Origin of the sequence: Burkholderia sp. S171 (genome assembly GCF_009766085.1) — a bacterium.
GTDB lineage: Bacteria > Pseudomonadota > Gammaproteobacteria > Burkholderiales > Burkholderiaceae > Caballeronia.
The window spans coordinates 530-23,533 of record NZ_LMUF01000010.1; the positions used below are offsets into that span (position 1 = coordinate 530).

The window sequence follows — 23,004 nt, forward strand, 5'->3', positions numbered from 1 at the left end:
AGCGGTGTGAATCACGAGTCCCGGCTTGTGTTTGGACGGATCGATCTGCCACAGCTCTTTGATGCCGAGGCCGTAGACTTGCGGATCGGCATCGCGGCCGAGCTTGAATTTATCCATGAGCTGGCGGCCCAGGTTGCCGCGCGCGCCCTCGCAAAACAGCGTGTATTTGGCGTGCAGTTCCATGCCGAGCTGGAAGTTGCCGGTCGGCTCGCCGTCCTTGCCCACGCCCATGTTGCCCGTCGCCACGCCGCGTACGGCGCCGGCTTCGGTGTAGAGCACTTCGGCCGCAGGAAAGCCCGGGAATATTTCAACGCCCAGCGCTTCAGCTTGTTGTCCCAGCCAGCGCGTAACGTTCGCGAGACTCACGACATAGTTGCCGTGGTTCTTGAAGTTGTCCGGGAGCAGCCAGTTCGGAACTTGCTTTGCGCTATCTTTGGACAAAAACAGGAAGCGGTCTTCGGTGACTTCCACATTAAGCGGCGCGCCCTGGGTCTTCCAGTCGGGGAGCAGTTCGCTTAAACCCCGCGGGTCCATCACGGCGCCCGAGAGGATGTGCGCACCAATCTCTGAGCCTTTCTCCAGCACGCAGACGCCCAGTTCGACGCCTTTTTCCTGCGCGAGCTGCTTCAGCCGGATCGCCGCCGAGAGCCCCGCGGGACCGCCGCCCACGATCACGACGTCGTACTCCATGGATTCACGGGGACCGTGTTGTTTGATGAGCGCTTGGTTATCCATGGCGTACGTGATCTATCGCTATCGACACAAGCTGTGCACCCGGGCCGTGCGGCTTCATATCGATGTCTTCGTGCAAGCCATCAAGCCAGATACCCGTGAGCGGACGCAGCGAGACGTCGCGTAACAACGCGCTTTCCATCGACCATTGTCCGGCTACGCAAAACAGGATCTGCGATGACGCGGACGTAATGCGCGCCGAATGCGTTGCTACGCTCACGCGGGAGCCGCATGTGTTGCGGCGAGTCATGACGTTCAATACGTTGACGGGACGCGCGGGCACCGTGACCCAGACATGGAGGTCGCCCGAAAAATGCACGGGCTGTCCCGCGCGGGCGTTTAACTGGCCGTCTTGCGAGTGAAGATCGACAGTCTCATCGTCGAGCAGGGTCAGGGTGCGATCGAAGCCCGCGAACTGCGAGAACTTCGCCGCACCGCTCAGTTCGGCAAGGCTCACGCGCCATGCGCCGTCCATTCCGCGCGCGATGGTACGGGTCGTTCCCGCACCGTTCGCCCACGCTTCCGGTGCGATCCGCGAGCAATCGAAGAAGCGCACGGATGCCTGCTCCTCGAAACGTTCTTCAGCGAAAACCGCATTCATAGAGCGTCCCCCTTTGCGCGCGCGTGAGCATTGAGTTCGCCCATGACATCGAAAAGATCGCCAACAATGCCGTAATCCGCCACTGAAAAAATCGGGGCGTCGGGGTCCTTGTTCACGGCCACGATGATCTGCGAATCCTTCATCCCGGCCAGATGCTGGATTGCACCGGAGATGCCGAACGCGAGGTAGATCTCGGGCGCCACGGTCTTGCCTGTTTGCCCGACCTGCGCAGCGTTAGGCGCATAACCTGCATCCACGGCCGCACGCGACGCACCGAGCGCGGCGCCCATGTTGCGGGCTAACGCGCCTAGCGCGTCCATGTTTTCCTTCGACGCCAACCCGCGTCCTCCCGCTACCACGACGCGGGCGCTCGATAGATCACGCCCGTCCTGCGGTGCGGTCTGCCTATCTACCAGAACGGTTGCGGTGAACGGCGTGATGGCATCGAGCGCTACGATTGAAGCCGCGCCGCCGGTTGAGCAAGCAGGCGCGAACGATGATGTCCGGATAGTGGCAAAGAGCGTGGCGCTCGTACTTTCGATTGTCGCGACCACGCTGCCTGCGTAGAGGCCGCGCACAAAACGCTGTGCCGTCACAACACGCGTGATGTCCGCGAGAAACGCGTTGCCGGTCAACCCAGCGGCTCGGGGAAGGGCTGCGCGTCCCGCTGTGCGATGGCTCGCGGCGACCATAGAGTAGTCCGAAGCAATACGCTGAAGAAGTGCAGCAAGTGTTTCGGGGTTGGGTACGTCGCTCAATGCCAGCAGCACGCGCTCAACGCCGTCAACGCACGCAGCCGCATTCGCCATGGTGGACGAAAACGTGAGCATGTCCACTGGTACGCCACGCTCGCTCACGGCCCTGATTACACGCAAGGTTGAATCGGCGATCGTACCGTCTTCCCATTCCCCTACGACAAGACTTCTCATGGTCATGCTCCCACGTTCTGAAACAGCCGCCCGCTACCAATGGCGCCCAGCAGTGCGGCGGTATCGGCGACTTTGATACCGGCCTGGCGGACCGCCGGCTCGGCCATCTCCACAATCCGGATTTGCGTGTCGAGTGCGACGTCGAACGTGGTGGCATCGAGCATGCGCAGCGGCTTTTGTTTCGCCTTCACGATGCTCGGCAACGTGACGCGGCGAGGCTCGGCCAAGCGCAGGTCCGCACTGACCACGGCAGGCCCGTCAAGGCGCCAGGTGGCCGTGCCCGCGTCGTCGCCGCAGGTGACCAGCCAGCCGTTTGCGGCCGCTTCAATCGCGGATGCATTGAGTGCCTGTGGCCAGCCGAGCAACCCGGCGAGCATGGCTGCCACGCCGCCGATATCGTCGTCGATTGCCTGCTTGCCGCACAGCACCAGACCGTAAGCATCAGCTTCGGCGATCATGAACGCATGCAGCAGACGCGCTATGCCGAGCGAGTCCGGCGAAGCACCGGCCATATCGATCAACACGGCATTGTCCGCGCCCATCGCCAATGCGGTGCGCAGCACGTCCTGACAAACGGGCAGGCCACACGTGAGCACGGTCACGCTCGACGCCACGCCGGCGTCGCGTAGACGCAAGGCCTGCTCGACCGCACATTCGTCGAACGGATTCAGCGACATTTTCAGGCCTGCCGTATCGACGCTGCCAGCGGATCCGATGCGAACGCGCACGTTGGCATCGACGACCCGTTTCACGGGGACGAGAATTTTCATGGTCATCTTAGGGTTACAGTCGAAGGGATCAGGAGACCGCGCCTGAACCGTATTTGCCGACCAGCAACGCACCGCTCGCGAAACGATCGAGCGAGTAGGGTGCGAGCGAGACGTCGGTAGCCTGGCCCAGCGCGTGCTGCGCGAGAATCTTGCCGATGCCCGGCGACAGCTTGAAGCCGTGCCCAGAGAAGCCGAACCCCACCGTCAATCCTTCTATGTCGCTAACCGGGCCGAGCACGGGGTTCCAGTCCGGGGTGACGTCGTACACGCCGGTCCACGATGAAGCGAGCCCAGCCATTTCGTACGCCGTAAAACGTTCTGCAACCTGGGCACCGACTTCGCCCACGTAGTCGAGCGAGATATCGCCTTGCTCGGTCTCCGGGACGTTCAGTGTTTCGCCTACCACGCCTTCGGACACGAGCATCTGGCTACCGCCGTAACTGCGGAAATAGAGCATGCCCGGCGAGCCGAGATCCTTGAAGGCCGGCATGCGGAATGTATAGGGCGCGGCGTCGCACTCCAGAGCGAGCACCGTATGGCGTTCCGGCTTGACGGGCAAAGGCACACCAATCCACCCAGCGAGCTCTGGCGTCCAGATGTTCTGCGTGCTGATCAGCGCGCCGCAACTGAAGGTGCCAGCCGATGTTTCGATGCCCGTCACGCGGCGGCCATCACGCACGAGTCCGGTCACGGTCGTGTTCTCCATGATCTTTACGCCGCGCCTGCGAGCCGAGCGCGCGAAGCCGGTTGCGACCAGGTAAGCATCGGCGAAACCCGCCTCGGGTTCGTAGCCGATCAACGCGGCGTCGTCGAAATGAGCGATCGGCAAACGCTCGCGGGCTTCAGCCTTCGAGAGCAGTTGCACCTCGATGCCCATGCCTTGCTGCGCATCGAGCGAAGCTTGCAGCGGCGCGAGCTTGTCGCCTTCCGGCGCGCAGATCATATAGCCGCATTTCACGAGACCGCACGACGCTTCATCGTCGTCCACATAAGCCGCAAAGTTGTTGAACGCATGCCACGACGAACGCGCGAGTTCCACGTTCTGCCGCACGGAATAGTGCGTGCGCAACAGCCCCGACGACTGCGACGTGGTGCCCGCACCGATCGTGCCGCGGTCCACGACCAGCACGCTTTTGGCGCCCAGGGCAGCAAGATGATGGGCAACCGACGCGCCGATGACCCCGGCGCCGATCACGATGAAGTCGTAATGGCTCATGGCACTTCCTGAAAGAAGATCGATGAGCGGATTGTAGGAAGGGGAAATGCTAAGCCGCTTTGTATTAGGAAAACTTATGCGGACCGCGCGGATTGATGCAGACTTTCAGGTGAAGAGATCAATCGCAATGACCACGCCTGCGGGCGCCGCCCAATCTGCTTCAAACGGCTGCGATGCAATCAATCTCTATGTCGAACTTTCCTGCCCATGCGGGAACGCAGACAAAGATCCGAGCGGGCGGGTCGTGGGGAAAGTAGCGTATGTAGACCGCATTGATGGCCGCAAATTTCTCGACCGACGTGCAATACACATTGCACTTCAACACGTTCTCCAACGACGACCCTGCTGTTTCGAGGCAGAGCTTCATTTGTTCGAGAGCTAATTCGGTCTGACGTTCGATCGTTGCGATGACGACCTCGCCCGTGTCGGGATCAAACGGAGGAAGGCCCGAAACATACAGGGTATCGCCATGCCGGGTCATGACGGAGGCTGGCGCTTTCCATCTTTCCAGATACGAGGAAAGGGGCTCGACGCGGATGATTTGCCGTTTCATTGGAACGCTCCTGCGGTTGGGGCTTTGGATGAAAGCAGCGTACCCCCCACCTGGCGACTAACGTTTCAGCGTGTGATGAAATGAGAGTGCCGCTGAGGGCGCAGACACATCTTCAGATGCATTGCGCACTTTGCATAAGGGCCAATGATGAACTTTATAAGCCGCCCACCCGTCAGCGTGCGTCGACGCACCAAGCAGGGAAAACAGCGCACCGATGTAAGGCGGTCGCGCTTCCGCGCTGCGGCCGATGCCCCGTTTCTCGCTCATCAAATGGTTTCCTGTCATGAACTTTTAGTTCTCAAGGGGAAACGTGGCACGATCATTGCATTGGTATGTCGAGGAATCTGCGGAGCCTTTATTCGGCTGCGGCAGGCGGGTACAGGATGATTGACAGAAACTGAATCGGCATCTTGATGAGCTTCTCCGGACCGTGCGGAACATCGCCCTGGAACGTGAGGGTGTCGCCTGGATGCAGGACGTAGGTCTGCTGGCCGTGCCGGTATTCAATCACACCTTTTAGCATGTGGATGAACTCGGTGCCGGGATGCTCGAAGATCGGAAATCGTTCAGCTTCGTCATCCATTGTGATGAGGAACGGTTCGAAGATTTTCCTGGGACCCTGGTCGTAGGCAAGCAGGTGGTAGGTGTGGCCGCGTTTCGTCCCCTTACGGACCACCTCCATGCCGGCCCCTTTTTTGACGAACTGGGCACCACCGTCGGGAGTGTCGTAATTGCGAAACAGGGCCGACATTGACACGCCGAGGGCCTGGGCAATCCGGTTGAGAACATCGAGTCCGGTCGACGTCTGGGCATTTTCGATCTTCGACAGCATGCCGCGGCTGATGCCGGCCTGCTCGCAAACCTGGGCAATGGTCAAGCCATGGCGCTGGCGAAGTTCGCGGATGGTCGCGCCAAGGTAATGCTCGAGCGGATTCTTGCGGTCATCCTCGGTTTGCATTGCACGCCTCATGAGAAAACGGCAGGTTAGCAGATCAGTTGGGGGCAGTACGCGTCACATGTTTCATGGCAGGAATTATTGTTGCATATCAATAAATTCATGCACATACTACGAACTTGCTTGGCAGCGCGCCGGGACGGGTGATTTTCGAGCGGGTCGTAGTCGGGTCGTGCAAAAGAGGCATGGCTTTTTCAACCAACGATAGACGATGCAAGGAGTCACGATGAACCTGAACGATGGCGGCAACGCGCCGGTCGCCGAGCTTGGCACCGAGCTTGGCACGGTCCCGCGCTTTGAATCCGCGCAGGATGCGCAAAGCTGGCTCGTGCAACAAGGCGTGAAATACGTACTGGCGCAGTTCGTCGATATTCACGGCGTGGCCAAGGCCAAGTCAGTGCCGGTCGCGCATCTCAACAGCATTCTCACCGCAGGCGCCGGCTTCGCGGGTTTTGCGATCTGGGGCGTGGGCATCGAGCCGAACGGCCCGGACTTCATGGCCGTCGGCGATCTCTCGACCCTCACCACCGTGCCTTGGCAACGCGGCACGGCGCGCATTGTTTGCGAAGGACACGTCAAGGGCGAACCCTGGGCCTACGACGCACGCGTGACGCTGAAAAAGCAGATCGCCCGCCTGACGGAGCGCAAATGGACCTTGTTTACCGGGCTTGAACCGGAGTTCTCGCTGGTCAAGCGGTCGGTGACGGGTGTTATCGAGCCGTGCGACTCCAGCGATACGCTCGCCAAACCCTGCTACGACTACAAGGGTTTGTCGCGTACCCGCGCGTTCCTGGAAAAGCTCACCGAGTCGATGCGCGCGGCGGGGATCGATGTCTATCAGATCGATCACGAGGACGCGAACGGCCAGTTCGAAATCAACTATACGTACACGGATTGCCTGACCTCTTGCGATCACTACGTGTTCTTCAAGATGGCGGCCTCCGAGATCGCGAACGAGATGGGCCTGATCTGCTCGTTCATGCCCAAGCCGTTCGCGAACCGGCCAGGCAACGGCATGCACATGCACATGTCGATTGGCGATGGCGTGAGCAATCTTTTCTCAGACAAAAGCGATCCGTCGGGCATGGGCTTGTCGAAGCTCGCGTATCACTTCACGGCCGGGTTGCTGGCCCACGCGCCGGCGCTCACCGCGCTGTGCAACCCGACCGTAAATTCGTACAAGCGGCTGGTAGTGGGCCGTTCGCTGACCGGCGCAACCTGGGCGCCCGCGTATATCAGCTACGGCGACAACAACCGCTCGACCATGGTGCGCGTGCCAGGCGAGCGCATTGAACTGCGTCTGCCCGACGGCGCGTGCAATCCGTATCTGGCAACTGCTGCGGTGATCGCGGCGGGTCTCGACGGTGTGGAGCGCGAACTGTCACCCGGCGCACCGGCCAACGAAAACCTCTACGAGTGGTCGCCGGCCAAGCTGAAGGAACATGGCATTGGCGTCTTGCCGCAGAACCTTGAGCATGCGCTGGACGCACTGGAGGCCGACCGTCTGATCTGCGACGCGCTGGGTCCTGTCGCCGATGAATTCCTCAAGCTCAAGCGGATGGAATGGCTCGAATACATGCGGCATGTGTCTGATTGGGAAATGAAAAGTTATCTGGAATTTTTCTGAGGAGAAGCACGATGTGCGGAATCGTAGGTTTGCTGGTGAAAACGCCGGCACTGCGCGAGCAGCTTGGAGCATTGATGGTGCCAATGCTGATCGGCATGACCGAGCGCGGCCCGGACTCGGCCGGCTTGGCGGTGTTCAGCCAGCCGCTGGATGGAGCCAAGCGAAAACTCAGCCTGTATTCGGGCTTCACCCCCGAGGGCGACCGGTTCGACTGGAGCGGGCTGGCGGCTGGATTGAACGGCGCCATGAATGCGGGCGCGCAGGTGGACGCGCAAGGCAATCACGCGATCCTGACTTTGGCAGGTGACCCTGAGGCCGTGAAGACTTGGTTGCGCACCGCGTTTCCGAAGGTGTACCTGCTTTCCACGGGACGTTCGATCGATCTGTTCAAGGACATCGGTACACCAGCTCAGGTGGCCGCACGTTACGACTTCGCGAATCTGAAGGGCTCGCATCTCGTGGGCCATACACGCATGGCTACCGAGTCGGCGGTGACGCCCGATCGCGCGCATCCGTTCACGGCCGGAGAGGACTTTTGCTTGGTGCATAACGGTTCGCTGTCGAATCCCTATGGCGTGCGCCGCATGCTCGAACCGCAAGGCATTCACTTCGATACCGACAACGATACCGAAGCCGCATGCCGCTTTCTCGAATGGCGGCTGCGCGAAGGCGACGAATTGCCGGTCGCGCTGCAAAAGGGTTTCGAAGAGCTCGACGGTTTCTACACCTTCCTGATGGGGACATCGACGGAACTGGCGTTGATTCGCGATCCGTTTGCGTGCAAGCCGGCGGTCGTGGCCGAGACCGATGACTACGTTGCAATCGCATCGGAGTTCCGCTCGCTGGCGCATTTGCCTGATATCAAGCATGCCAAAGTGTTTGAACCTGCACCCGAGGAGATGTATGTATGGAAAGCGTGATTTTTGACCTGGAGAAAGCCACGGTCCGCGAGGTCAACCAGTTTCTTCACGGTGCGTCCGAGACGCTCGAAGGCCGGCACGTGACGGTCGTTTCGCCGAACGGCGCTCACAGTCTCGCAGTCGGCGTGGATGCCCCGGTGCAGGTCCTGATCGACGGACACGCCGGCTATTACGCGGGCGGCATGAACAAACACGCGACCATCATTGTGGAAGGCAGCGCGGGCACGGGCGTCGCGGAAAACATGATGAGCGGCAAGGTTCATGTGAAGGGCTTCGCGTCGAATGGCGCGGGGGCATCGGCGCATGGCGGCCTGCTCGTGATCGACGGTGACGCCGGCCTGCGCTGCGGAATCTCGCTTAAAGGGGGCGACATTGTGGTCGGCGGGTCGGTCGGCAGCTTCTCGGCGTTCATGGCGCAGGCGGGCCGCATGGTCATCTGCGGCGACGCGGGCGATGCTCTTGGCGACTCCCTCTACGAAGCGGTGCTTTATGTGCGCGGTTCGGTGAAGTCGCTCGGTGCCGACGCGCAGTACGAAGAGATGACCGACGCCGATGTCTCGGCCGTTCGCGACCTGCTGAAAGCCGCGGGACTGAATCACGATCCGATGTCGTTCAGACGCATTGCTTCGGCGCGCACCCTCTACCACTGGAACGCCGACGCGAACCAGGAATATTGACATTCCGTTCTTCTGAGAAGGTCCCCATGGAAGCCAAACCGGTTCATTTCGCCCGGCTGCAGCAAGAAGAGTCAGCAGGTTATGACCGCAGCACGATCGACTATATTCACACCGCCGCACAGCGCGGCTTGTACGAAATTCGCGGCCTTGGCGCCAAGCGCAAGGTGCCCCATTTCGATGATTTGCTGTTTCTCGGCGCATCACTTTCGCGTTATCCGCTTGAGGGCTATCGCGAGAAATGCGCGACAAAGACCGTGCTCGGTACGCGCTTCGCAAAGAAGCCAGTCGTGCTGGATATCCCCATCACAATTGCAGGGATGAGCTTCGGCGCGCTCTCGGCTAACGTGAAGGAAGCGCTCGGCCAGGCTGCTACGGCGATGGGCACGTCCACCACGACGGGTGACGGTGGCATGACCCAGGAAGAGCGCCGCTCGTCGAAGACGCTGGTTTATCAGTGCCTGCCGTCACGCTATGGCTGGAATCCCGACGATGTGCGCCGCGCCGATGCAATCGAAATAGTCATCGGGCAGGGTGCGAAGCCGGGTGGCGGAGGCATGTTGCTCGGGCAAAAGGTCAACCCGCGCGTGGCTGCCATGCGCACGCTCCCCGCCGGTATCGACCAGCGTTCGGCGAGCCGTCATCCCGATTGGACCGGTCCCGACGACCTCTTGATCAAGATTCAGGAACTGCGCGAGATCACGGATTGGGAAAAGCCGATCTATGTGAAGGTCGGCGCAACGCGCACGTTCAACGACGTGAAGCTTGCCGTCCATGCGGGCGCCGACGTAGTCGTGATCGATGGCATGCAGGGCGGCACGGCCGCGACGCAGACGTGTTTTATCGAGAACGTCGGCATTCCGACGCTGGCGGCTGTTCGTCAGGCGGTGGACGCACTTGAAGACCTGAACATGAAGGGGCAGGTGCAGTTGATCGTGTCGGGCGGGATTCGCACCGGCGCGGACATTGCCAAGGCCCTGGCGATGGGTGCGGATGCCGTGGCGATCGGGCAAGGCATGTTGATGGCGCTGGGGTGCAACAGCGATACGTATTTCCAGCACGGTGGCCTGCATTCGGCAGCGGCGGATTATGCGGCGCTGGGTACATCGCCGGGGTTTTGCCATCATTGTCATACCGGCAAATGCCCGGTCGGTGTCACGACCCAGGATACGTTGCTTGAACAGCGCGTGCAGCCGGAAGAAGGCTCGCGCCGGGTACGCAATTATCTGAAGACGCTGAACATGGAACTGACAACCATCGCGCGGGCTTGCGGCAAGCAGAATGTGCACCACCTGGAGCCTGAGGATCTGGTGGCGCTAACGGTCGAAGCAGCGGCCATGGCGCGCGTGCCGTTGGCTGGTACGTCGTGGATTCCGGGTTTGACCTGAATAGAAATAGAACGCATCAGTCGAGACACGTTGGATCTTGAATCGCCGTTATCAGCAGCTCGAGAAACGCGTTCACGGCCTTGGGCAAGGTTCGCCCAGCCATGGTCTGAACCTGAAGTGTCCGCTGATGCAACTCAGGATTACTGATGGGCACAGCCGCCAGATTGTCCGGCTTGAGGCGGCTGCGCACCGTCAGGTAACCGACCAGTGTGACGGCCTTCGTTTGCTGCACGAAGGTCTGCAGGGCGCTGCCATAGTTGCTCACGAACACGGGGTCGAAGGTCAGGCCTTCCAGGCTGCAGGCAATATCGAATAATTGTCTGACGGTTACGCCCTCGTGATAGATCGCAAGCGGCCACGGTTTCAGATCGGCGAGCGAGACGGATTGCTGTTGCGCTAAAGGATGGTCTTGCGCGACCAGCGCAAAGATCGGTGCGCGCTGTGCGTAATGCACGTTGACGTCCTTTTCCGGCGCGACGCTGAAACACACGGCAATGTCGGCCGTGCCGTCGCGTACCCGCTGCGTGGCTTCGGACGGCCCATCTACATCGAGTTGAAAATGGGCCGCCGGCCAGGTCTTCAGGAAATGCACAAACACCTGCGGCAGGAAATCCCGCGCGACGCCTTCGGAACTCGCTAGGCGGATCGTGGCGCGGCGATCCGTCGTCAGTCCGCGAATCTCCTCGGTCACCCGATCCTGCTCCATCAGGCTGCGATGCGCATGCGCGGCCAGGAGGCGTCCCGCCTCGCTCAGCACCATGCCTCGCGGCCGCCGCTCGAACAGCGGCACGCCCATCTCATCCTCCAGCTTTGCAATCTGCCGGCTCAGTGCCGATACGGCGACGAACAGGCGCTCGGACGCTCGGCTTAGCGACCCGCTTCGGGCGACCTCAAGGAAATAACGCAGCGCGGTGGTTTGCATGATGCAGCCTCGTGGGAGCTTTGCCTTTTCGGCAACGGAAAGTGGCAAATATTGTCATTGTCCATAAATATCGGCGGTATCAAGATCGCGTCATCGATTTCCTGGATCAGAAGACCCCACGCCTTTGGCATGCTTCATCGGAGATAAATACGTGACACGCGAGTCCGCTATTCAAGCTGCAGCCGATCTGTACGATTCCGGCATTTTTCTCGAAGACCTGCGTCGCCGCGTGGCCATGCGAACGGAGAGCCAGGAGCCTGAAAGCGGTCCGTTGTTAATCGCTTACCTCAACGAGGAGATCGCGCCTGCGCTGGCCGGACTCGGTTTCACTTCCCGGCTGGTCGACAATCCCGCGAAGGGCGCGGGCCCGTTCCTGGTCGCTCATCGTCACGAAAGCGATGACCTGCCGACGGTCCTGACCTATGGGCATGGCGACGTTGTACGAGGCTACGACGCGCAGTGGCGCGATGGGTTGTCGCCGTGGGACGTCACCGTCGCCGGCGATCACTGGTACGGCCGCGGCACCGCCGACAACAAAGGCCAGCACAGCATCAACCTGGCCGCGCTCAAGGCCGTGCTCGACGCACGGGGCGGACGGCTCGGCTTCAATCTGAAGCTGTTGGTCGAAACCGGCGAAGAGGTGGGCTCGCCCGGCCTGCATGCGGTATGCGAGATGCTTCGCGACGAATTGAGCGCCGACGTATTGATTGCGTCCGACGGCCCGCGTCTGGGCGCCGCGCACCCAACGATCTTTCTCGGCTCCCGCGGCGTGGTGAACTTCAAGCTCGATGTGAACCTGCGCGAAGGCGGTCATCACTCGGGCAACTGGGGCGGCTTGTTGCGCAATCCCGGCGTGGTGCTGGCCAGCGCGGTTGCATCAATGGTCGATGCCAACGGGCGCATCTCCGTTGAAGGTCTCAGGCCGCCCGAGGTGCCGCAGGCGGTGCGTCGCGCGCTGGAGGGTATCAGCGTTGGCGGCAATCCAGGCGAGCCGGAGGTCGACACAGGTTATGGCGAGCCCGGTCTCACGCCGGCTGAGCGTGTATTCGGCTGGAACAACATAGAGGTACTGGCGTTCCGGACGGGCAATCCCGAGAAGCCGGTCAATGCCATTCCGCCGCACGCATTCGCCTACATGCAGATCCGCTTCGTGGTCGGAACGGACTGGAAAAATCTTGAGCAGATCGTGCGTCGCCATCTGGATGAACGGGGCTTTGAGAGCGTCACTGTCGAGGTGGACAGAGGCACGCCGGCCACGCGCGTGGACCCTGACAACGCCTGGGTGAAGTGGGCCGTGCGCTCGCTCAAGCAGACCACCGGGCGGGCGCCCGTGCTCCTGCCGAACCTTGGCGGCACGCTGCCCAATGATGTCTTCGCGGACATCCTCGGCATGCCCACGTTATGGGTGCCGCATTCATATCCCGGTTGCTCGCAGCATGCTCCCGACGAGCATATGCTTGGACCCGTCGTGCGGGAGGGGCTGCAAATCATGGCCGGGCTGTTCTGGGATCTGGGCCAACCCGGTGAATCTGAGCGCCCCGCCTTCGAGCGGAGGTCTGCCCGATGAGCACTGACGCCACCACCGTTTTGCCAGCAGCACGACCCCATGCCAGCATCTACAAGCTGATTGTCGCGACATCGATAGGCAATGCGCTCGAGTTCTACGATCTCGTGGTGTATGGCTATTTCGCATCGACGTTATCGAAACTGTTCTTTCCGACCACCGATAAAACGGTGTCGTTGCTGCTGACGCTCGGCACTTTCGCGCTGTCGTATCTTGCGCGTCCGGTGGGTGCGTTCGTGCTGGGGTCGTACAGCGACCGCAAAGGCCGCAAGGCTTCGTTGACGCTTTCCATCGCCATGATGACGCTCGGCACCGGCATGGTGGCGCTGATGCCCGGCTACGCGACCATTGGCGTGCTTGCGCCCATTGGCATCTTCGCGTCGCGGCTATTGCAGGGGTTTTCGGCGGGCGGTGAGTTCGGCAGTTCCACGGCTTTCCTCACCGAGCATGCGCCAGCGCGCAGCGGTTTCATGGCGAGTTGGCAGTTCGCGAGCCAGGGAGCAAGCGTGCTGGTTGCATCGGCGTTCGGCGCGGTCCTGACGAGCACGCTCACGCCGGCGCAACTCGAAGGCTGGGGCTGGCGCATCCCGTTTCTGTTCGGCCTCCTGATTGGCCCGGTGGGGTGGTATATCCGCCGCAACGTCGATGAAACCCCGGAGTTTGAACGCACGGAACGCTCCGCTTCGCCCATTCGCGAAGTCATGGCTACGCAGAAGGAACGGCTGCTGGTCTGCATCGGTTCGCTGGTGCTGACGACGACCGCCAACTACATGCTGCTCTACATGCCGACGTACGCAAGCAGGCAGCTTGGGCTTGCGCCATCGTATGGATTTATCGCGACGCTGGCGGCGGGTTTTATCGTCATGGTGCTGACGCCGATGGTCGGCCACTGGTCCGACAAAGTGGGCCGCACTCGCATCATGCTGGGCGCGGGATCGATATTTTTCGTGACTATCTATCCGGCGTTCATGTTCATGAATGCGCATCCCTCGCTGCTGACATTGCTGGCCGCGGTCATTTGGGTCGCATTACTGAAGGCCATCTATTTCGCGCCTATTCCTGCGTTGATGTCGGACCTGTTTCCGGTCCGTACGCGTACCACCGGCATGGCGGTGGGCTACAACGTGGGCACTACCGTCTTTGGCGGGTTCACACCGCTCGCAGTCGCTTCGCTGATCGCGGTCACCGGCAATAACCTGGCGCCCGGCCTCTATCTGATGCTCGCGGCCATCATCAGTCTCTTCACGCTGCTGTGGGCGCGAACGCGCCTGAAAGTGCATTAACCGCTGGATGAACAACTGGACATGACCGACATGAAGGATTTGCAGCAAGCCATACAGTTCTCGATAGATCATGAAAGCCTCTGGGATCGCAATGTGGATGGCGCCTGGGGCGTGCATGTGAATGACCCGCCGCCGTGGAACCGGCTGCTGGGTCCCGTGCATGATCGCGGTCCCGTTTCCGGTGCGATTTCCATCGATGGCAAGGTGCTCACGACATGGGGTGAGCCTGATCGCGCTGACCTTACGTTCAGCATTGCCAAGACCTATCTCGCCTTGCTGGCGGGCGTGGCGTTTGATCGCGGCTTGCTGCCGAACGTGAGCGAGCCGGTGCATATACGCGTACCGGGTATCGGTTTCGATGATGAGCACAATGTCCGCATTACCTGGGCGCATCTGCTTCAGCAGACCAGTGAATGGCGGGGCGAATGTTTCGGACTGTCGGATCAGGCGGACCACTCTCGCGCGGTGACGTTCGGCCGTGCGCCCGATGGCAAGAAGGGCGACCTGCGGCGGGTGCAGGCGCCTGGAACGTACTGGGAATACAACGACGTCCGCATCAACCAGTTTTCGCTGGCGCTGCTGCATTTGTTCGGCCGGCCGTTGTCCGAGGTGTTTCGCGAGGCGATCATGCAGCCGCTTGGCGCCAGTGAAGACTGGCAATGGGTTGGGTACGACAACGCGTGGATCGAACTCAACGGACGACGCATGCAGTCGGTTCCGGGCGGAACGCATTGGGGCGGTGGCCTGTCGATCAGCGCGAACGATCAGCTCAAGGTGGCGCGTCTTTTCGTCGATGACGGGATCGTTGATGGCCGCCGGATCATCTCGAGTGAATGGCTCGCGCGCATGCGAACGCCTTGCGCGCTTGCGCCGTACTACGGTTATCTCGTGTGGCTCAATCACGAACGCCGCGTGTTTCCGAGCGTGCCGGCGTCGAGCTACTTCGCAATTGGCGCGGGTAGTGCATTCACGTGGATCGAACCCGAGCGAAAGATGGCGGTGGTGGTCCGCTGGCTGAATTCCGCTCACGCTAATGAGTTTTTCGGGCTCGTGTTGAAGGGGGTTGATGGGGTAATGGCGTAGTGGGACGTTGATCCGGTTTGCCGCGCCCACGCAATATCGTACGATCTGGGCGACGACAACAAAGGAGACCGCCGTGAGACTCGTCGCCGTGATCATCACCCTTTTTGCCCTGCTTGCCGCGCCGGCTCACGCCGCCGATGTCGGCTTCCAGGAGGTCAAGATAGCGAATGGCGTGGAGCCGCCGCTAACGGCCGGGATCTGGTATCCGACTAACGCATCGGCGACGCCGCATTCCCTGGGAGATTCCACCCAGACCGTGGCGCTGGGCGGTCTGGTCGCGGGCCGTGGCCTGCCGCTTATCGTGATGTCGCATGGCGGCGGTGGATGGTACGACGGCCACTACGACACAGCGCTCGCTTTGGCTCATGCGGGCTTCGTGGTGGCGTCGGTTAGTCACGTCGGCGATACTTTCAATGACCATACCCGAGTCTTGCAACTGTGGCGCCGTCCTGCGCAGCTTCATCAACTAGTGGACTACATGCTTGACGCATGGCCTTCGCATGCGCGGCTGAATGCGGGCCGCGTTGGCGCGTTCGGTTTTTCCAACGGCGGGTTCACCGTGCTCGTGGCTGCGGGTGGGATTCCGGATCTTTCGAAGATCGCTCCGTATTGCGAGGCCCACCCGGATCATGACCTGTGCGAGACCCTGAAGCAGGCCGGCGTCGATCCTCATGCCGGCAACGAGATTCCGGCCGGCGCCTGGATCCACGATCCGCGTATCAAGGCCGTAGTCATCGCCGCGCCGGCGTTTGGCTTCGCCTTCGGCCGCGCGGGGTTAAGCCACGTGCGCGCCCCCATCCAGCTCTGGCGTGCAGCCGATGATCATCATCAGCCCGATCCCTACTACGAGGAGGCGGTACGCGCCGACCTGCCTCGCGCGCCCGACTATCACGTGGTCGCTAACGCCGGGCACTACGATTTCCTGCCGCCCTGTAGTACGCGCCTGTCGCGGAAGATGCCGGACATCTGCAACAGCGAACCGGGCTTCGACCGTGCGGCGTTCCATGAACAATTCAACTCGGAAGTGGTGCGGTTTTTCCAGGCAACGCTGCGATAGGGCGCTCTAGTCTCTCGTGCGCTGGCTCCGGGAGTCATGAAGTCCTGAATCGTCGCTTTGCGGGGACACGGCTGGCGGTCGTTTCTTGCGGCCGCCTATTGTCCGGCGTGGTTGACTGAGTTCGACCCATAGCCGTCCTTCGACACCACGCAGCCTAGACGGCTGGTCCCGGGATATACCGGCCGTTCGCGCGGCCGCGTCGGGCGGCTCGAGAGGCTTTTTGCTCGTCAGAGTTGTAATCGGAAATGATGCTTGGCGATCAGCACACTTCGCTCTTGCCGAAACCCTGCAAGGCGAACGGTGTCGGGTCTTTTCCTTTCTGCGGGCTTTGTGTGGAAGCGTGTGCCCAATCGCTCTCCACCTGTCGCTGCGACAAAATCGAGCTAACCCCTCTCTGATTTATTGGCGGCCTCTTAATTCACTTCGCGCCATTTTCGGCGAAAGTCGCCCTCGCATCTGGTGACACCAGGAACTTGATGAACCCTTCGGCTGTATCGCGTTGTGAGGTGTTCGCGATGAGCACAGCGGTGTACGTAAGAGTGCTCTGAAGATCGCCGGGAAGCGGGCCAAGGAACTTTATGCCGGGTGTCGTCGCGATGAGCGGTATCGTCCCGGCCACTATATCGTTGCCGTTGCCTTTCAGCACAGGTTCAAAAATCCCATTGGGCGTCGTGCGTACAATTTTAGGCTTGAGCATTTCTGCAATTCCCAGCCGTTCAAGAGTGCTTTCAAATGCCTGTCCCGATTTAACACTGTTAAAGACAAGGAGGTCCGCGCCGAGCAGAGTGTTCTTGAATTTTTCAACAGTGGAAATGTCGTACGCCGGACTGTCCTTGCGGTTGCCGAGGCCGACGCCAACGTGAGCGATTATCGGTCTGTCGCCGGCACTCGCCTTGCCTGATTTCGTAAGGTCCTCAGCAAAGTCCGGCTGAACGATAACGACGTCGGCCGCTTCGCCGTCTTCAATCCTTTTCTTCACAACGGGCGATGGATCGAACACCAAGCTGACCTGGTTATGTGTCTGCTGGCGATAAAGATCGACCACCTTGGTCAACGCAGGCTCGAGGGGGCTATCGCTAATGACCTTGATGTCGGCCGCTTGAACTATCGCTGCGAACATAGACAATGAGCCGGCCAGAAAAGTGCTTAGGCTGATGCGCTTAAGTTTTGCGTTCATGGTTTGCCCTTGTGAGGGGACCGCCGGTGTTGGTCGTTGCGCGTTAACGCGAACGCCACCGCTCACGGTAAGTTTGCGGGAGATGAAAACGGTTTGGTGGCGTCGAGCACGAACATCACTAGGGCGTGCAGATCCGTCGAGCCGGTGGACAAGACTTGCATCGGAATACCAGGGCCGTGGCCGGGCTCGGCATGGCCCGCTTTGACGACCATCACCCCGTCTGGGGTATGAACGCTTTGTGCTCCGGTAAGTACGAAGAAAGTCTCCGAGCCAGGATGACTGTGCACAGGAGTCGTGCTGTCAGGAGCACCACTAGCCGCATTGATCCTGAGTAGGTACTGCGGCGCATCAAACCTGGGGATGGGCCCAACCTCGGCAACCTTCGTGCCGCCCGCTGACAATCCGCCCACCGGGCCGAGCGTGAAAAGCCAGGCTTTGCCCGCCGACTCGGCTACGAGTGCCCAGGCGCCTGCAGCGGATTGTGCCTGCTCACGTGTCGGAAAGCTTTCTATTCGCCAGAAAAGTTGTCCAGGTGGTAATTCCGTGACCTTTTTCTCGGCCAACGACTTGATGACCAATGTTCCCTGCGCGACGGCCGCCGACGGCAGCAAGCACTGTCCCAACGTCAAAGCCAACAGCAAACTGAAAAGAAAACGTGTCATGAGAACACCGCCGTTCGAGCATTGATACAAGCCTCTCTGGAGCGTCAGCTTGCGAGAAAGAAGCGCTTCTAACGTAAGAACCCTAGGGCACGAAGCGTGCCTTCGTCAGGCTCGTTTTCCCGCATCGCGAGTGACCGTTAACCAAACCGCAACCGCCGCCGAGGTCCCTGAACAATGAGGCGGTTGACGGTCGCTTCCTGGCCGAACGGAGCCGCACGGCACCTCTCTCATCGCAAATGTAGGCCTCCACGCGCTCTCAGCAGCTCTTGGCCGCACTGCCGGCTCCCGGCACCTGCGCTCAAACCGCGCGCCGGCGCATCAAGCTGAAAAAATAAAATGCATGTCACGCGTGCGCATTTGGGCTTCGGGAGGCCATGCGTTGGACGATGCGGCGCTTGATGACGCTTTTGTTTCTGGCGCCAATACCATCAAATCGAAAGAGCCGTGCGCTCAACTGGCCGCATCATCAGCGCGACTAGCAAACGAAATTTGCCTGTTTATCGTCTGAACCGCGACGCATAGTCCAGCAGTTCCTGGTTGAGGTTTTCCTTGTCCGGGCTGTAATGTGCTTCTGTATGGCAATTCGGGCAGATGGCTACACAGTTCCACGGGCGGTCACCGTTCCTGATCCCGAGGATATGATGGACTTCTAGAAAGCCTGCAAAGCGCTGCTTTTCACCGCACCCATCGCGCTCACATCGTTCGGTGCGCGCGAGCACGGCCTTCCGGGTGTCCGCACGGCGCTTATACTGTTTCACGGTCCGAATCTGCTGTTCAGCATTGTCGCTGCCGATTTCACCGCGGTCATGCAGATCGTCAAAGGTGGTGTCATCGACATCGTTGTCATCGCGCTCGGCTTCATCAGTTTTAGTCTGGTTTGACGGCCAGCTGCGAGCGTGAACTTGGGCAGCTTCCCGGTCGCCCTTGAACTTGATGAAAGAGGATGTCTGCGTTACCGCAGTGCCTCTCACAACGCCGAGCGCTGCGCATTCACTGTAAATCTGTTCCTTGACCGACGGGGGCACCTCCGGCTGGGAAAAATCTATGTGACGACCGCAGACGTCCCAGACTGCTTCGACCGGACGGTGATTGGTAGAGCGCTGACTTTCACTCCTGCCCTTGTCGACCAGCCGGAAGATGTACTGTTTGCCGTCGTCCCCCGTCCACACATGAGTCGCGCCCGCGCTCGCAGCATGCCGCTCTTTCAGTTCGCCCCGAAAGCGGATGTGCCGTGTTTCCTGCAGGCCGTCGAGACCGAGCGTGCGCGCCGCATGGGCCACGCTCTTGTATCGGGTAGTTATGCCATCTACAGTGACCTCGGCAGCATGATGTTCGCCACGCGCGCGAGCAATTTCCGGATTATTCCACGAAGCCTTCACGCCCTCACTGACACTTTGACGAGGCGACCGGGAACCTCTTTTGGGTAGACGGCTCATTTTGTATTTCGGGATCGTGCCCGCTTCGATTAAGAGATAAGTCTCGTTTCTAAGAAACGAAAAGCACTATAGCCAAAATTAGCCGAGAGTTGATTCCCTCCCTTGCCGTGCGTCCGTTGTTCGATGAGGAACGGTCACTCAGATGTTCAACGCTCGTCGACGCGAATGACAGCTCCTGGCCGATTTCTGCCTGACGCGGTCGGCGCAGTTCGACCCTGAGCCGACGCTCGTGCGAATTTTGTGCAGATTCGCTCACTACCCAGCATGAGACCCGCTGCTACCAAACTGCCCGCCCGCTCACGAGTGGCAGTCCTGCTGCGGGACTGTCCACCAGGTACGCATAGTGACAATAGCCGCTGTTGTCGTGCGTATAGACAAAGCCTGCGCGCTCGTAGAGAGCCCGTGCCGGATTGTCAGGCTTCACACCGAGTGTGAGCGTTGCGAAACCCTGCGTGCGTGCGTCGGTTATGAACTCTGTCAGGAGTCGTCGACCGAGTCCGGCGCCGCGCCTATCACGAAGAACGTAAATCGACGCGAGGACGGCGGCGTCGCCGTGTGCCTCCCAGAAGCAGTACCCTATAAACTCCCCACTACATTCCGCAATGAACATGCGATCGAGATCGTTGCTCCATTGCTTAATGTGCCAATACAGTCCATCCCTCCAGCGCACTTCCTGTTCTGGCTCGATCTGCCGAATATAGTCGAGTTCGCCGGCATATATCGCCGGGAGGTCAGTAGCATGGGCACGGCGAATCGCATAAACGTCTGTCATCGTTTAGAGAAAGGCTGCAAAAAGTTAAGTACGCTCACACTACCGTATCCAGGCCGCTTAATAACGGCCTGTTGCGTATTGAGATTGCATCGTGGATGCTTCGCTACGCCTCACCCCGCCCCAATCCCCAGCAGCCACGCCAGCAGCGGTTTCAATTTCTCTCGATACTCATTACGCGGCGGATGCACGAGGTAATACCCCGAACCCGTTTCAAGCACGCGTTCAAACGGCGCCACGAGCGCACCGCTCGCCAGGTTCTCCTGCACCAAGTTCAAGTCCCCCAGCGCCACGCCATGACCGCGCACTGCTGCGCCAAACGCGAGGTCGAGCGTGTCAAACACCTGCTCGCGATAGGTATGCGACGCGAGTTCATCGCTTTCCTGCTGCAGCCATAACATCCACCCGCGCCTGCCAAAGCTGGAATGCAGCAGGGTGTGATGTTTCAAATCCGCGGCCTCCGCCAACGGATGCGGACCATGCGCCGTTTGCGGTGAACACACGGGCGTCAATCGTTCGCGCATCAGGCTGGTCGCCTCGAGTCCTTCCCATCGTCCATTGCCGAAAAGAATTGCCGCGTCCAGCGTGCCTTCGCCGAAATTGGTCGGCAGGAACCACGCGGTATCGATATTTAACTGCGTGCCCGGCACCTCGGCATAGAAGTCGGGAAGGCGCGGCAGCAGCCAGCGTGCGGCCAGCGTAGGCGTGACCCGCAGCGTGATGGTCTGGCCGCCCGTGCTGATGATATGCATCGACCGCCGCGCGGTGGCAAGCAACTCTTCCACGATAGGCACAAGCCGTTGGCACTCCGCCGTTGGCACCACCATCCGCGTGTGCCGCACGAATAACGCGCAGCCGAAATACTCCTCGATCTGCTGGATATGCCGGCTCACCGCGCTCTGGCTGAGGAACAACTGCTGCGATGCAGCCGTGAAATTGCCGCAACGGGCCACCACCAGCAGCGATTGCAGCACGTTGAACGGCGGATAGCGTTCGATTTTCATTTATGCGAGATCTGCATGGTAACCATGAGATTTTACCGTTTGTCGCTTAAAAATTGGCGTTCATAAAATCACCTCGAAAGTTAAGGCTTCTTGCCCGCTCGAAAGCGCGAGAAGCCTGCAAGAAGCCTTTCAACGAGCAGGGCGCCGAGCGACATACCGCTTCAATAAGCCCGCATTCAAACCATCCACTTCCAGGGAGTTTTCACATGACCCAACATTCAGACCGGCTGTGGGGTGGACGCTTCAAGACTGGCCCGGCACCCGCACTAACCGCGTTGTCGCGTTCCGATCCAAGCTTCTTCCGGCTCGCGCCTTATGACCTCGCGGGCTCACGCGCGCATGCGCAGGAGCTTAGACGCGCCGAAATCCTGACGGCCGACGAGCTGCAGCAACTGCTCAGCGAAATGGACCGGCTGGAAGCGCAGTTCCTGGCGGGCGAAGTCGGCCCGACCCTCGACGATGAAGACGTGCATACCTTCCTCGAGCGCGAATTGACGCAGCGCCTGGGCGCAACCGGCGGCAAATTGCGGGCTGGCCGTTCGCGCAACGATCAGGCGGCGAACGACTTGCGCCTCTTCCTGCGCGACAAGGCGCGCATGCTGGCCCAAGCGGTCATCGATTTGCAGAATGCATTAATCGAACAAGCGAATGCGCATGTGAATAGCGTGAGCGCAGGGTTCACGCATTTGCAGCCGGCGCAACCGATTGTGTTCGCGCATCACTTGCTCGCGCATGCGCAGTCGATCTATCGCGACATCGATCGTTTGGTGGATTGGGATCGCCGCAGCGCGCGTTCGCCACTGGGCGCAGCGGCGCTCGCGGGGTCCGCAATATGCCGGCGGCCGGAGTTGTCGGCGGCGGAACTCGGTTATGACGGTCCGTGCGAAAACTCCATCGATGCCGTCGCCTCGCGGGACCACGTTGCCGAGTTCGTGTTTATCGCGAGCATGCTGTCGGTGAACCTGTCGCGGCTCTCGGAGGAAATCATTCTCTGGACGTCGCGGCAGTTCGGCTGGGTTGTGCTCGACGACGGTTATGCGACCGGTAGCTCGATCATGCCGCAGAAGAAAAACTCGGATATAGCAGAGCTCACGCGTGGAAAGGCGGGGCGGTTGATCGGCAACCTGAGCGGCTTGCTCGCCACGCTCGCGTCGCTGCCGTTGGCTTACAACCGCGATCTCGCGGAAGACAAGATTGCAGCGTTCGATTGCATCGATACCCTCGCGCTCGTGCTGCCCGCGATGGCCGGCATGATCCGCACGATGCACGTGAACGTAGATGAAATGCGGCGTCAGGCGCCGCTCGGGTTCACGCTCGCCACCGAAGTTGCCGACTGGCTCGCGCTGCGTGGCGTGCCGTTCAGCGAAGCGCATGAGATTACCGGCGCGTTGGTGCAGGTCTGCGAGGAGCAGGGCATCGAACTGTCCGAGGTATCGGTGGCGACGCTGGCAAAGGTCGATGCACGGCTGGAGCCCGCGGTGCTGGACCACGTGACGCTCGACGCAGCCGTGGCGGCGCGCAGCGGTTACGGCGGCACTGCACCGGTGCGTGTGGCGGAGCAGATCACGCGTTTGCAGACTGCGCTCGATAAGCAATTGGCATAGGCCACTTCATACGGCGGACCGACATGCTGAGCGTTTCCAAGGACGTCACACCTGCCGATGCGATCGAAGCTGATTCCA

General features: G+C 60.5%; 22 protein-coding genes. 9 read left to right on the top strand and 13 right to left on the bottom strand.

The window, feature by feature from the left end; translation table 11 throughout:
- From GSQ93_RS37995 to GSQ93_RS05740, 7 genes are all read right to left on the bottom strand, one after another.
- A partial coding sequence (locus GSQ93_RS37995) for an NAD(P)/FAD-dependent oxidoreductase (protein WP_254073772.1) occupies nucleotides 1-735 on the bottom strand: 735 nt, incomplete at its 3' end.
- Complete coding sequence (locus GSQ93_RS05715; protein ID WP_158934662.1) at nucleotides 728-1,333, bottom strand: HutD family protein; 606 nt, start codon at nucleotides 1,331-1,333, stop codon at nucleotides 728-730. The genes GSQ93_RS05715 and GSQ93_RS37995, both read right to left, overlap by 8 nt.
- Nucleotides 1,330-2,262 carry an electron transfer flavoprotein subunit alpha/FixB family protein gene (locus GSQ93_RS05720; RefSeq protein ID WP_158934663.1) on the bottom strand — a complete coding sequence of 311 codons (933 nt, stop codon included), beginning with the start codon at nucleotides 2,260-2,262 and terminating at the stop codon, nucleotides 1,330-1,332. Before GSQ93_RS05720 ends, GSQ93_RS05715 begins: the two co-directional genes overlap by 4 nt.
- A gap of 2 nt (nucleotides 2,263-2,264) precedes the next feature.
- Nucleotides 2,265-3,032 carry an electron transfer flavoprotein subunit beta/FixA family protein gene (locus GSQ93_RS05725; RefSeq protein ID WP_158934664.1) on the bottom strand — a complete coding sequence of 256 codons (768 nt, stop codon included), beginning with the start codon at nucleotides 3,030-3,032 and terminating at the stop codon, nucleotides 2,265-2,267.
- Nucleotides 3,033-3,060: 28 nt separating this feature from the next.
- Nucleotides 3,061-4,248 (bottom strand): FAD-binding oxidoreductase, encoded by a 1,188-nt coding sequence (locus GSQ93_RS05730; protein WP_158934665.1) that lies wholly within the window; start codon nucleotides 4,246-4,248, stop codon nucleotides 3,061-3,063.
- A gap of 160 nt (nucleotides 4,249-4,408) precedes the next feature.
- The gene (locus tag GSQ93_RS05735) at nucleotides 4,409-4,801 is read right to left on the bottom strand and encodes a RidA family protein (RefSeq protein WP_158934666.1); all 393 of its coding nucleotides are present in this window, start codon (nucleotides 4,799-4,801) and stop codon (nucleotides 4,409-4,411) included.
- Between the two features lie 355 nt (nucleotides 4,802-5,156).
- Entirely contained in the window at nucleotides 5,157-5,759 is a 603-nt protein-coding gene (locus GSQ93_RS05740) for a helix-turn-helix domain-containing protein (protein ID WP_158934667.1), read from the bottom strand.
- Nucleotides 5,760-5,982: 223 nt separating this feature from the next.
- Here GSQ93_RS05740 and glnT point away from each other — a divergent pair, with 223 nt between their 5' ends.
- From glnT to GSQ93_RS05760, 4 genes are read left to right on the top strand one after another with little or no spacing between them, the layout of a single operon-like run.
- Nucleotides 5,983-7,383 carry a type III glutamate--ammonia ligase gene (glnT, locus tag GSQ93_RS05745; protein ID WP_158934668.1) on the top strand — a complete coding sequence of 467 codons (1,401 nt, stop codon included), beginning with the start codon at nucleotides 5,983-5,985 and terminating at the stop codon, nucleotides 7,381-7,383.
- 11 nt (nucleotides 7,384-7,394) lie between these two features.
- Entirely contained in the window at nucleotides 7,395-8,303 is a 909-nt protein-coding gene (locus GSQ93_RS05750; protein ID WP_158934669.1) for a class II glutamine amidotransferase, read from the top strand.
- Nucleotides 8,291-8,980, top strand: coding sequence for a protein glxC (locus GSQ93_RS05755; protein WP_158934670.1), 690 nt, complete (start codon nucleotides 8,291-8,293; stop codon nucleotides 8,978-8,980). The genes GSQ93_RS05750 and GSQ93_RS05755 overlap by 13 nt, the downstream gene beginning before the upstream one ends.
- Nucleotides 8,981-9,006: 26 nt before the next feature.
- Entirely contained in the window at nucleotides 9,007-10,365 is a 1,359-nt protein-coding gene (locus GSQ93_RS05760; RefSeq protein ID WP_158934671.1) for an FMN-binding glutamate synthase family protein, read from the top strand.
- 16 nt (nucleotides 10,366-10,381) lie between these two features.
- Here GSQ93_RS05760 and GSQ93_RS05765 read toward each other — a convergent pair whose 3' ends face one another.
- Nucleotides 10,382-11,287: a LysR family transcriptional regulator gene (locus tag GSQ93_RS05765; RefSeq protein ID WP_158934672.1), complete on the bottom strand. Its 906-nt coding sequence runs from the start codon at nucleotides 11,285-11,287 to the stop codon at nucleotides 10,382-10,384.
- Nucleotides 11,288-11,438: 151 nt separating this feature from the next.
- Between GSQ93_RS05765 and GSQ93_RS05770 the strand changes: the two genes are divergently transcribed.
- The 4 genes from GSQ93_RS05770 to GSQ93_RS05785 all read left to right on the top strand — a co-directional run bounded on the left by GSQ93_RS05770 (nucleotide 11,439) and on the right by GSQ93_RS05785 (nucleotide 16,274).
- Complete coding sequence (locus tag GSQ93_RS05770; protein ID WP_158934673.1) at nucleotides 11,439-12,854, top strand: M20 family metallopeptidase; 1,416 nt, start codon at nucleotides 11,439-11,441, stop codon at nucleotides 12,852-12,854.
- On the top strand, nucleotides 12,851-14,134 hold the full coding sequence (locus GSQ93_RS05775; protein WP_158934674.1) for an MFS transporter: 1,284 nt from the start codon (nucleotides 12,851-12,853) through the stop codon (nucleotides 14,132-14,134). Before GSQ93_RS05770 ends, GSQ93_RS05775 begins: the two co-directional genes overlap by 4 nt.
- 30 nt (nucleotides 14,135-14,164) lie before the next feature.
- On the top strand, nucleotides 14,165-15,217 hold the full coding sequence (locus tag GSQ93_RS05780) for a serine hydrolase (RefSeq protein WP_158934995.1): 1,053 nt from the start codon (nucleotides 14,165-14,167) through the stop codon (nucleotides 15,215-15,217).
- Nucleotides 15,218-15,290: 73 nt separating this feature from the next.
- Nucleotides 15,291-16,274 (top strand): dienelactone hydrolase, encoded by a 984-nt coding sequence (locus GSQ93_RS05785; protein WP_158934675.1) that lies wholly within the window; start codon nucleotides 15,291-15,293, stop codon nucleotides 16,272-16,274.
- A 418-nt stretch (nucleotides 16,275-16,692) separates the two neighbouring features.
- On the opposite strand, the gene GSQ93_RS05790 is transcribed toward GSQ93_RS05785, so the two are convergent.
- From GSQ93_RS05790 to GSQ93_RS05810, 5 genes are all read right to left on the bottom strand, one after another.
- Complete coding sequence (locus GSQ93_RS05790; protein WP_158934676.1) at nucleotides 16,693-17,451, bottom strand: substrate-binding domain-containing protein; 759 nt, start codon at nucleotides 17,449-17,451, stop codon at nucleotides 16,693-16,695.
- A gap of 62 nt (nucleotides 17,452-17,513) precedes the next feature.
- Entirely contained in the window at nucleotides 17,514-18,113 is a 600-nt protein-coding gene (locus tag GSQ93_RS05795) for a cupin domain-containing protein (protein ID WP_158934677.1), read from the bottom strand.
- A 497-nt stretch (nucleotides 18,114-18,610) separates the two neighbouring features.
- Nucleotides 18,611-19,549, bottom strand: a complete 939-nt coding sequence (locus tag GSQ93_RS05800; RefSeq protein WP_158934678.1) for an HNH endonuclease signature motif containing protein — start codon at nucleotides 19,547-19,549, stop codon at nucleotides 18,611-18,613.
- Nucleotides 19,550-19,826: 277 nt separating this feature from the next.
- Nucleotides 19,827-20,321 (bottom strand): GNAT family N-acetyltransferase, encoded by a 495-nt coding sequence (locus GSQ93_RS05805; RefSeq protein WP_158934679.1) that lies wholly within the window; start codon nucleotides 20,319-20,321, stop codon nucleotides 19,827-19,829.
- Nucleotides 20,322-20,431: 110 nt separating this feature from the next.
- Nucleotides 20,432-21,322 (bottom strand): LysR substrate-binding domain-containing protein, encoded by an 891-nt coding sequence (locus GSQ93_RS05810; protein WP_158934680.1) that lies wholly within the window; start codon nucleotides 21,320-21,322, stop codon nucleotides 20,432-20,434.
- Between the two features lie 206 nt (nucleotides 21,323-21,528).
- Between GSQ93_RS05810 and argH the strand changes: the two genes are divergently transcribed.
- Nucleotides 21,529-22,926, top strand: coding sequence for an argininosuccinate lyase (gene argH, locus GSQ93_RS05815; protein ID WP_158934681.1), 1,398 nt, complete (start codon nucleotides 21,529-21,531; stop codon nucleotides 22,924-22,926).
- Nucleotides 22,927-23,004 lie beyond the last annotated feature (78 nt).

What these genes read in the sequence shown, in the direction of transcription:
- GSQ93_RS05755 (WP_158934670.1), top strand. Translation starts at nt 8,291, where the DNA reads ATGGAAAGCGTGATTTTTGACCTGGAGAAAGCCACGGTCCGCGAGGTC.
- GSQ93_RS05800 (WP_158934678.1), bottom strand. Translation starts at nt 19,549, where the DNA reads ATGAGCCGTCTACCCAAAAGAGGTTCCCGGTCGCCTCGTCAAAGTGTC.
- GSQ93_RS05810 (WP_158934680.1), bottom strand. Translation starts at nt 21,322, where the DNA reads ATGAAAATCGAACGCTATCCGCCGTTCAACGTGCTGCAATCGCTGCTG.
- GSQ93_RS05765 (WP_158934672.1), bottom strand. Translation starts at nt 11,287, where the DNA reads ATGCAAACCACCGCGCTGCGTTATTTCCTTGAGGTCGCCCGAAGCGGG.
- GSQ93_RS05805 (WP_158934679.1), bottom strand. Translation starts at nt 20,321, where the DNA reads ATGACAGACGTTTATGCGATTCGCCGTGCCCATGCTACTGACCTCCCG.
- GSQ93_RS05720 (WP_158934663.1), bottom strand. Translation starts at nt 2,262, where the DNA reads ATGAGAAGTCTTGTCGTAGGGGAATGGGAAGACGGTACGATCGCCGAT.
- GSQ93_RS05775 (WP_158934674.1), top strand. Translation starts at nt 12,851, where the DNA reads ATGAGCACTGACGCCACCACCGTTTTGCCAGCAGCACGACCCCATGCC.
- GSQ93_RS05740 (WP_158934667.1), bottom strand. Translation starts at nt 5,759, where the DNA reads ATGCAAACCGAGGATGACCGCAAGAATCCGCTCGAGCATTACCTTGGC.
- argH (WP_158934681.1), top strand. Translation starts at nt 21,529, where the DNA reads ATGACCCAACATTCAGACCGGCTGTGGGGTGGACGCTTCAAGACTGGC.
- GSQ93_RS05790 (WP_158934676.1), bottom strand. Translation starts at nt 17,451, where the DNA reads ATGAACGCAAAACTTAAGCGCATCAGCCTAAGCACTTTTCTGGCCGGC.
- GSQ93_RS05760 (WP_158934671.1), top strand. Translation starts at nt 9,007, where the DNA reads ATGGAAGCCAAACCGGTTCATTTCGCCCGGCTGCAGCAAGAAGAGTCA.
- GSQ93_RS05725 (WP_158934664.1), bottom strand. Translation starts at nt 3,032, where the DNA reads ATGAAAATTCTCGTCCCCGTGAAACGGGTCGTCGATGCCAACGTGCGC.
- glnT (WP_158934668.1), top strand. Translation starts at nt 5,983, where the DNA reads ATGAACCTGAACGATGGCGGCAACGCGCCGGTCGCCGAGCTTGGCACC.
- GSQ93_RS05750 (WP_158934669.1), top strand. Translation starts at nt 7,395, where the DNA reads ATGTGCGGAATCGTAGGTTTGCTGGTGAAAACGCCGGCACTGCGCGAG.
- GSQ93_RS05735 (WP_158934666.1), bottom strand. Translation starts at nt 4,801, where the DNA reads ATGAAACGGCAAATCATCCGCGTCGAGCCCCTTTCCTCGTATCTGGAA.
- GSQ93_RS05715 (WP_158934662.1), bottom strand. Translation starts at nt 1,333, where the DNA reads ATGAATGCGGTTTTCGCTGAAGAACGTTTCGAGGAGCAGGCATCCGTG.
- GSQ93_RS05795 (WP_158934677.1), bottom strand. Translation starts at nt 18,113, where the DNA reads ATGACACGTTTTCTTTTCAGTTTGCTGTTGGCTTTGACGTTGGGACAG.
- GSQ93_RS05730 (WP_158934665.1), bottom strand. Translation starts at nt 4,248, where the DNA reads ATGAGCCATTACGACTTCATCGTGATCGGCGCCGGGGTCATCGGCGCG.
- GSQ93_RS05780 (WP_158934995.1), top strand. Translation starts at nt 14,165, where the DNA reads ATGAAGGATTTGCAGCAAGCCATACAGTTCTCGATAGATCATGAAAGC.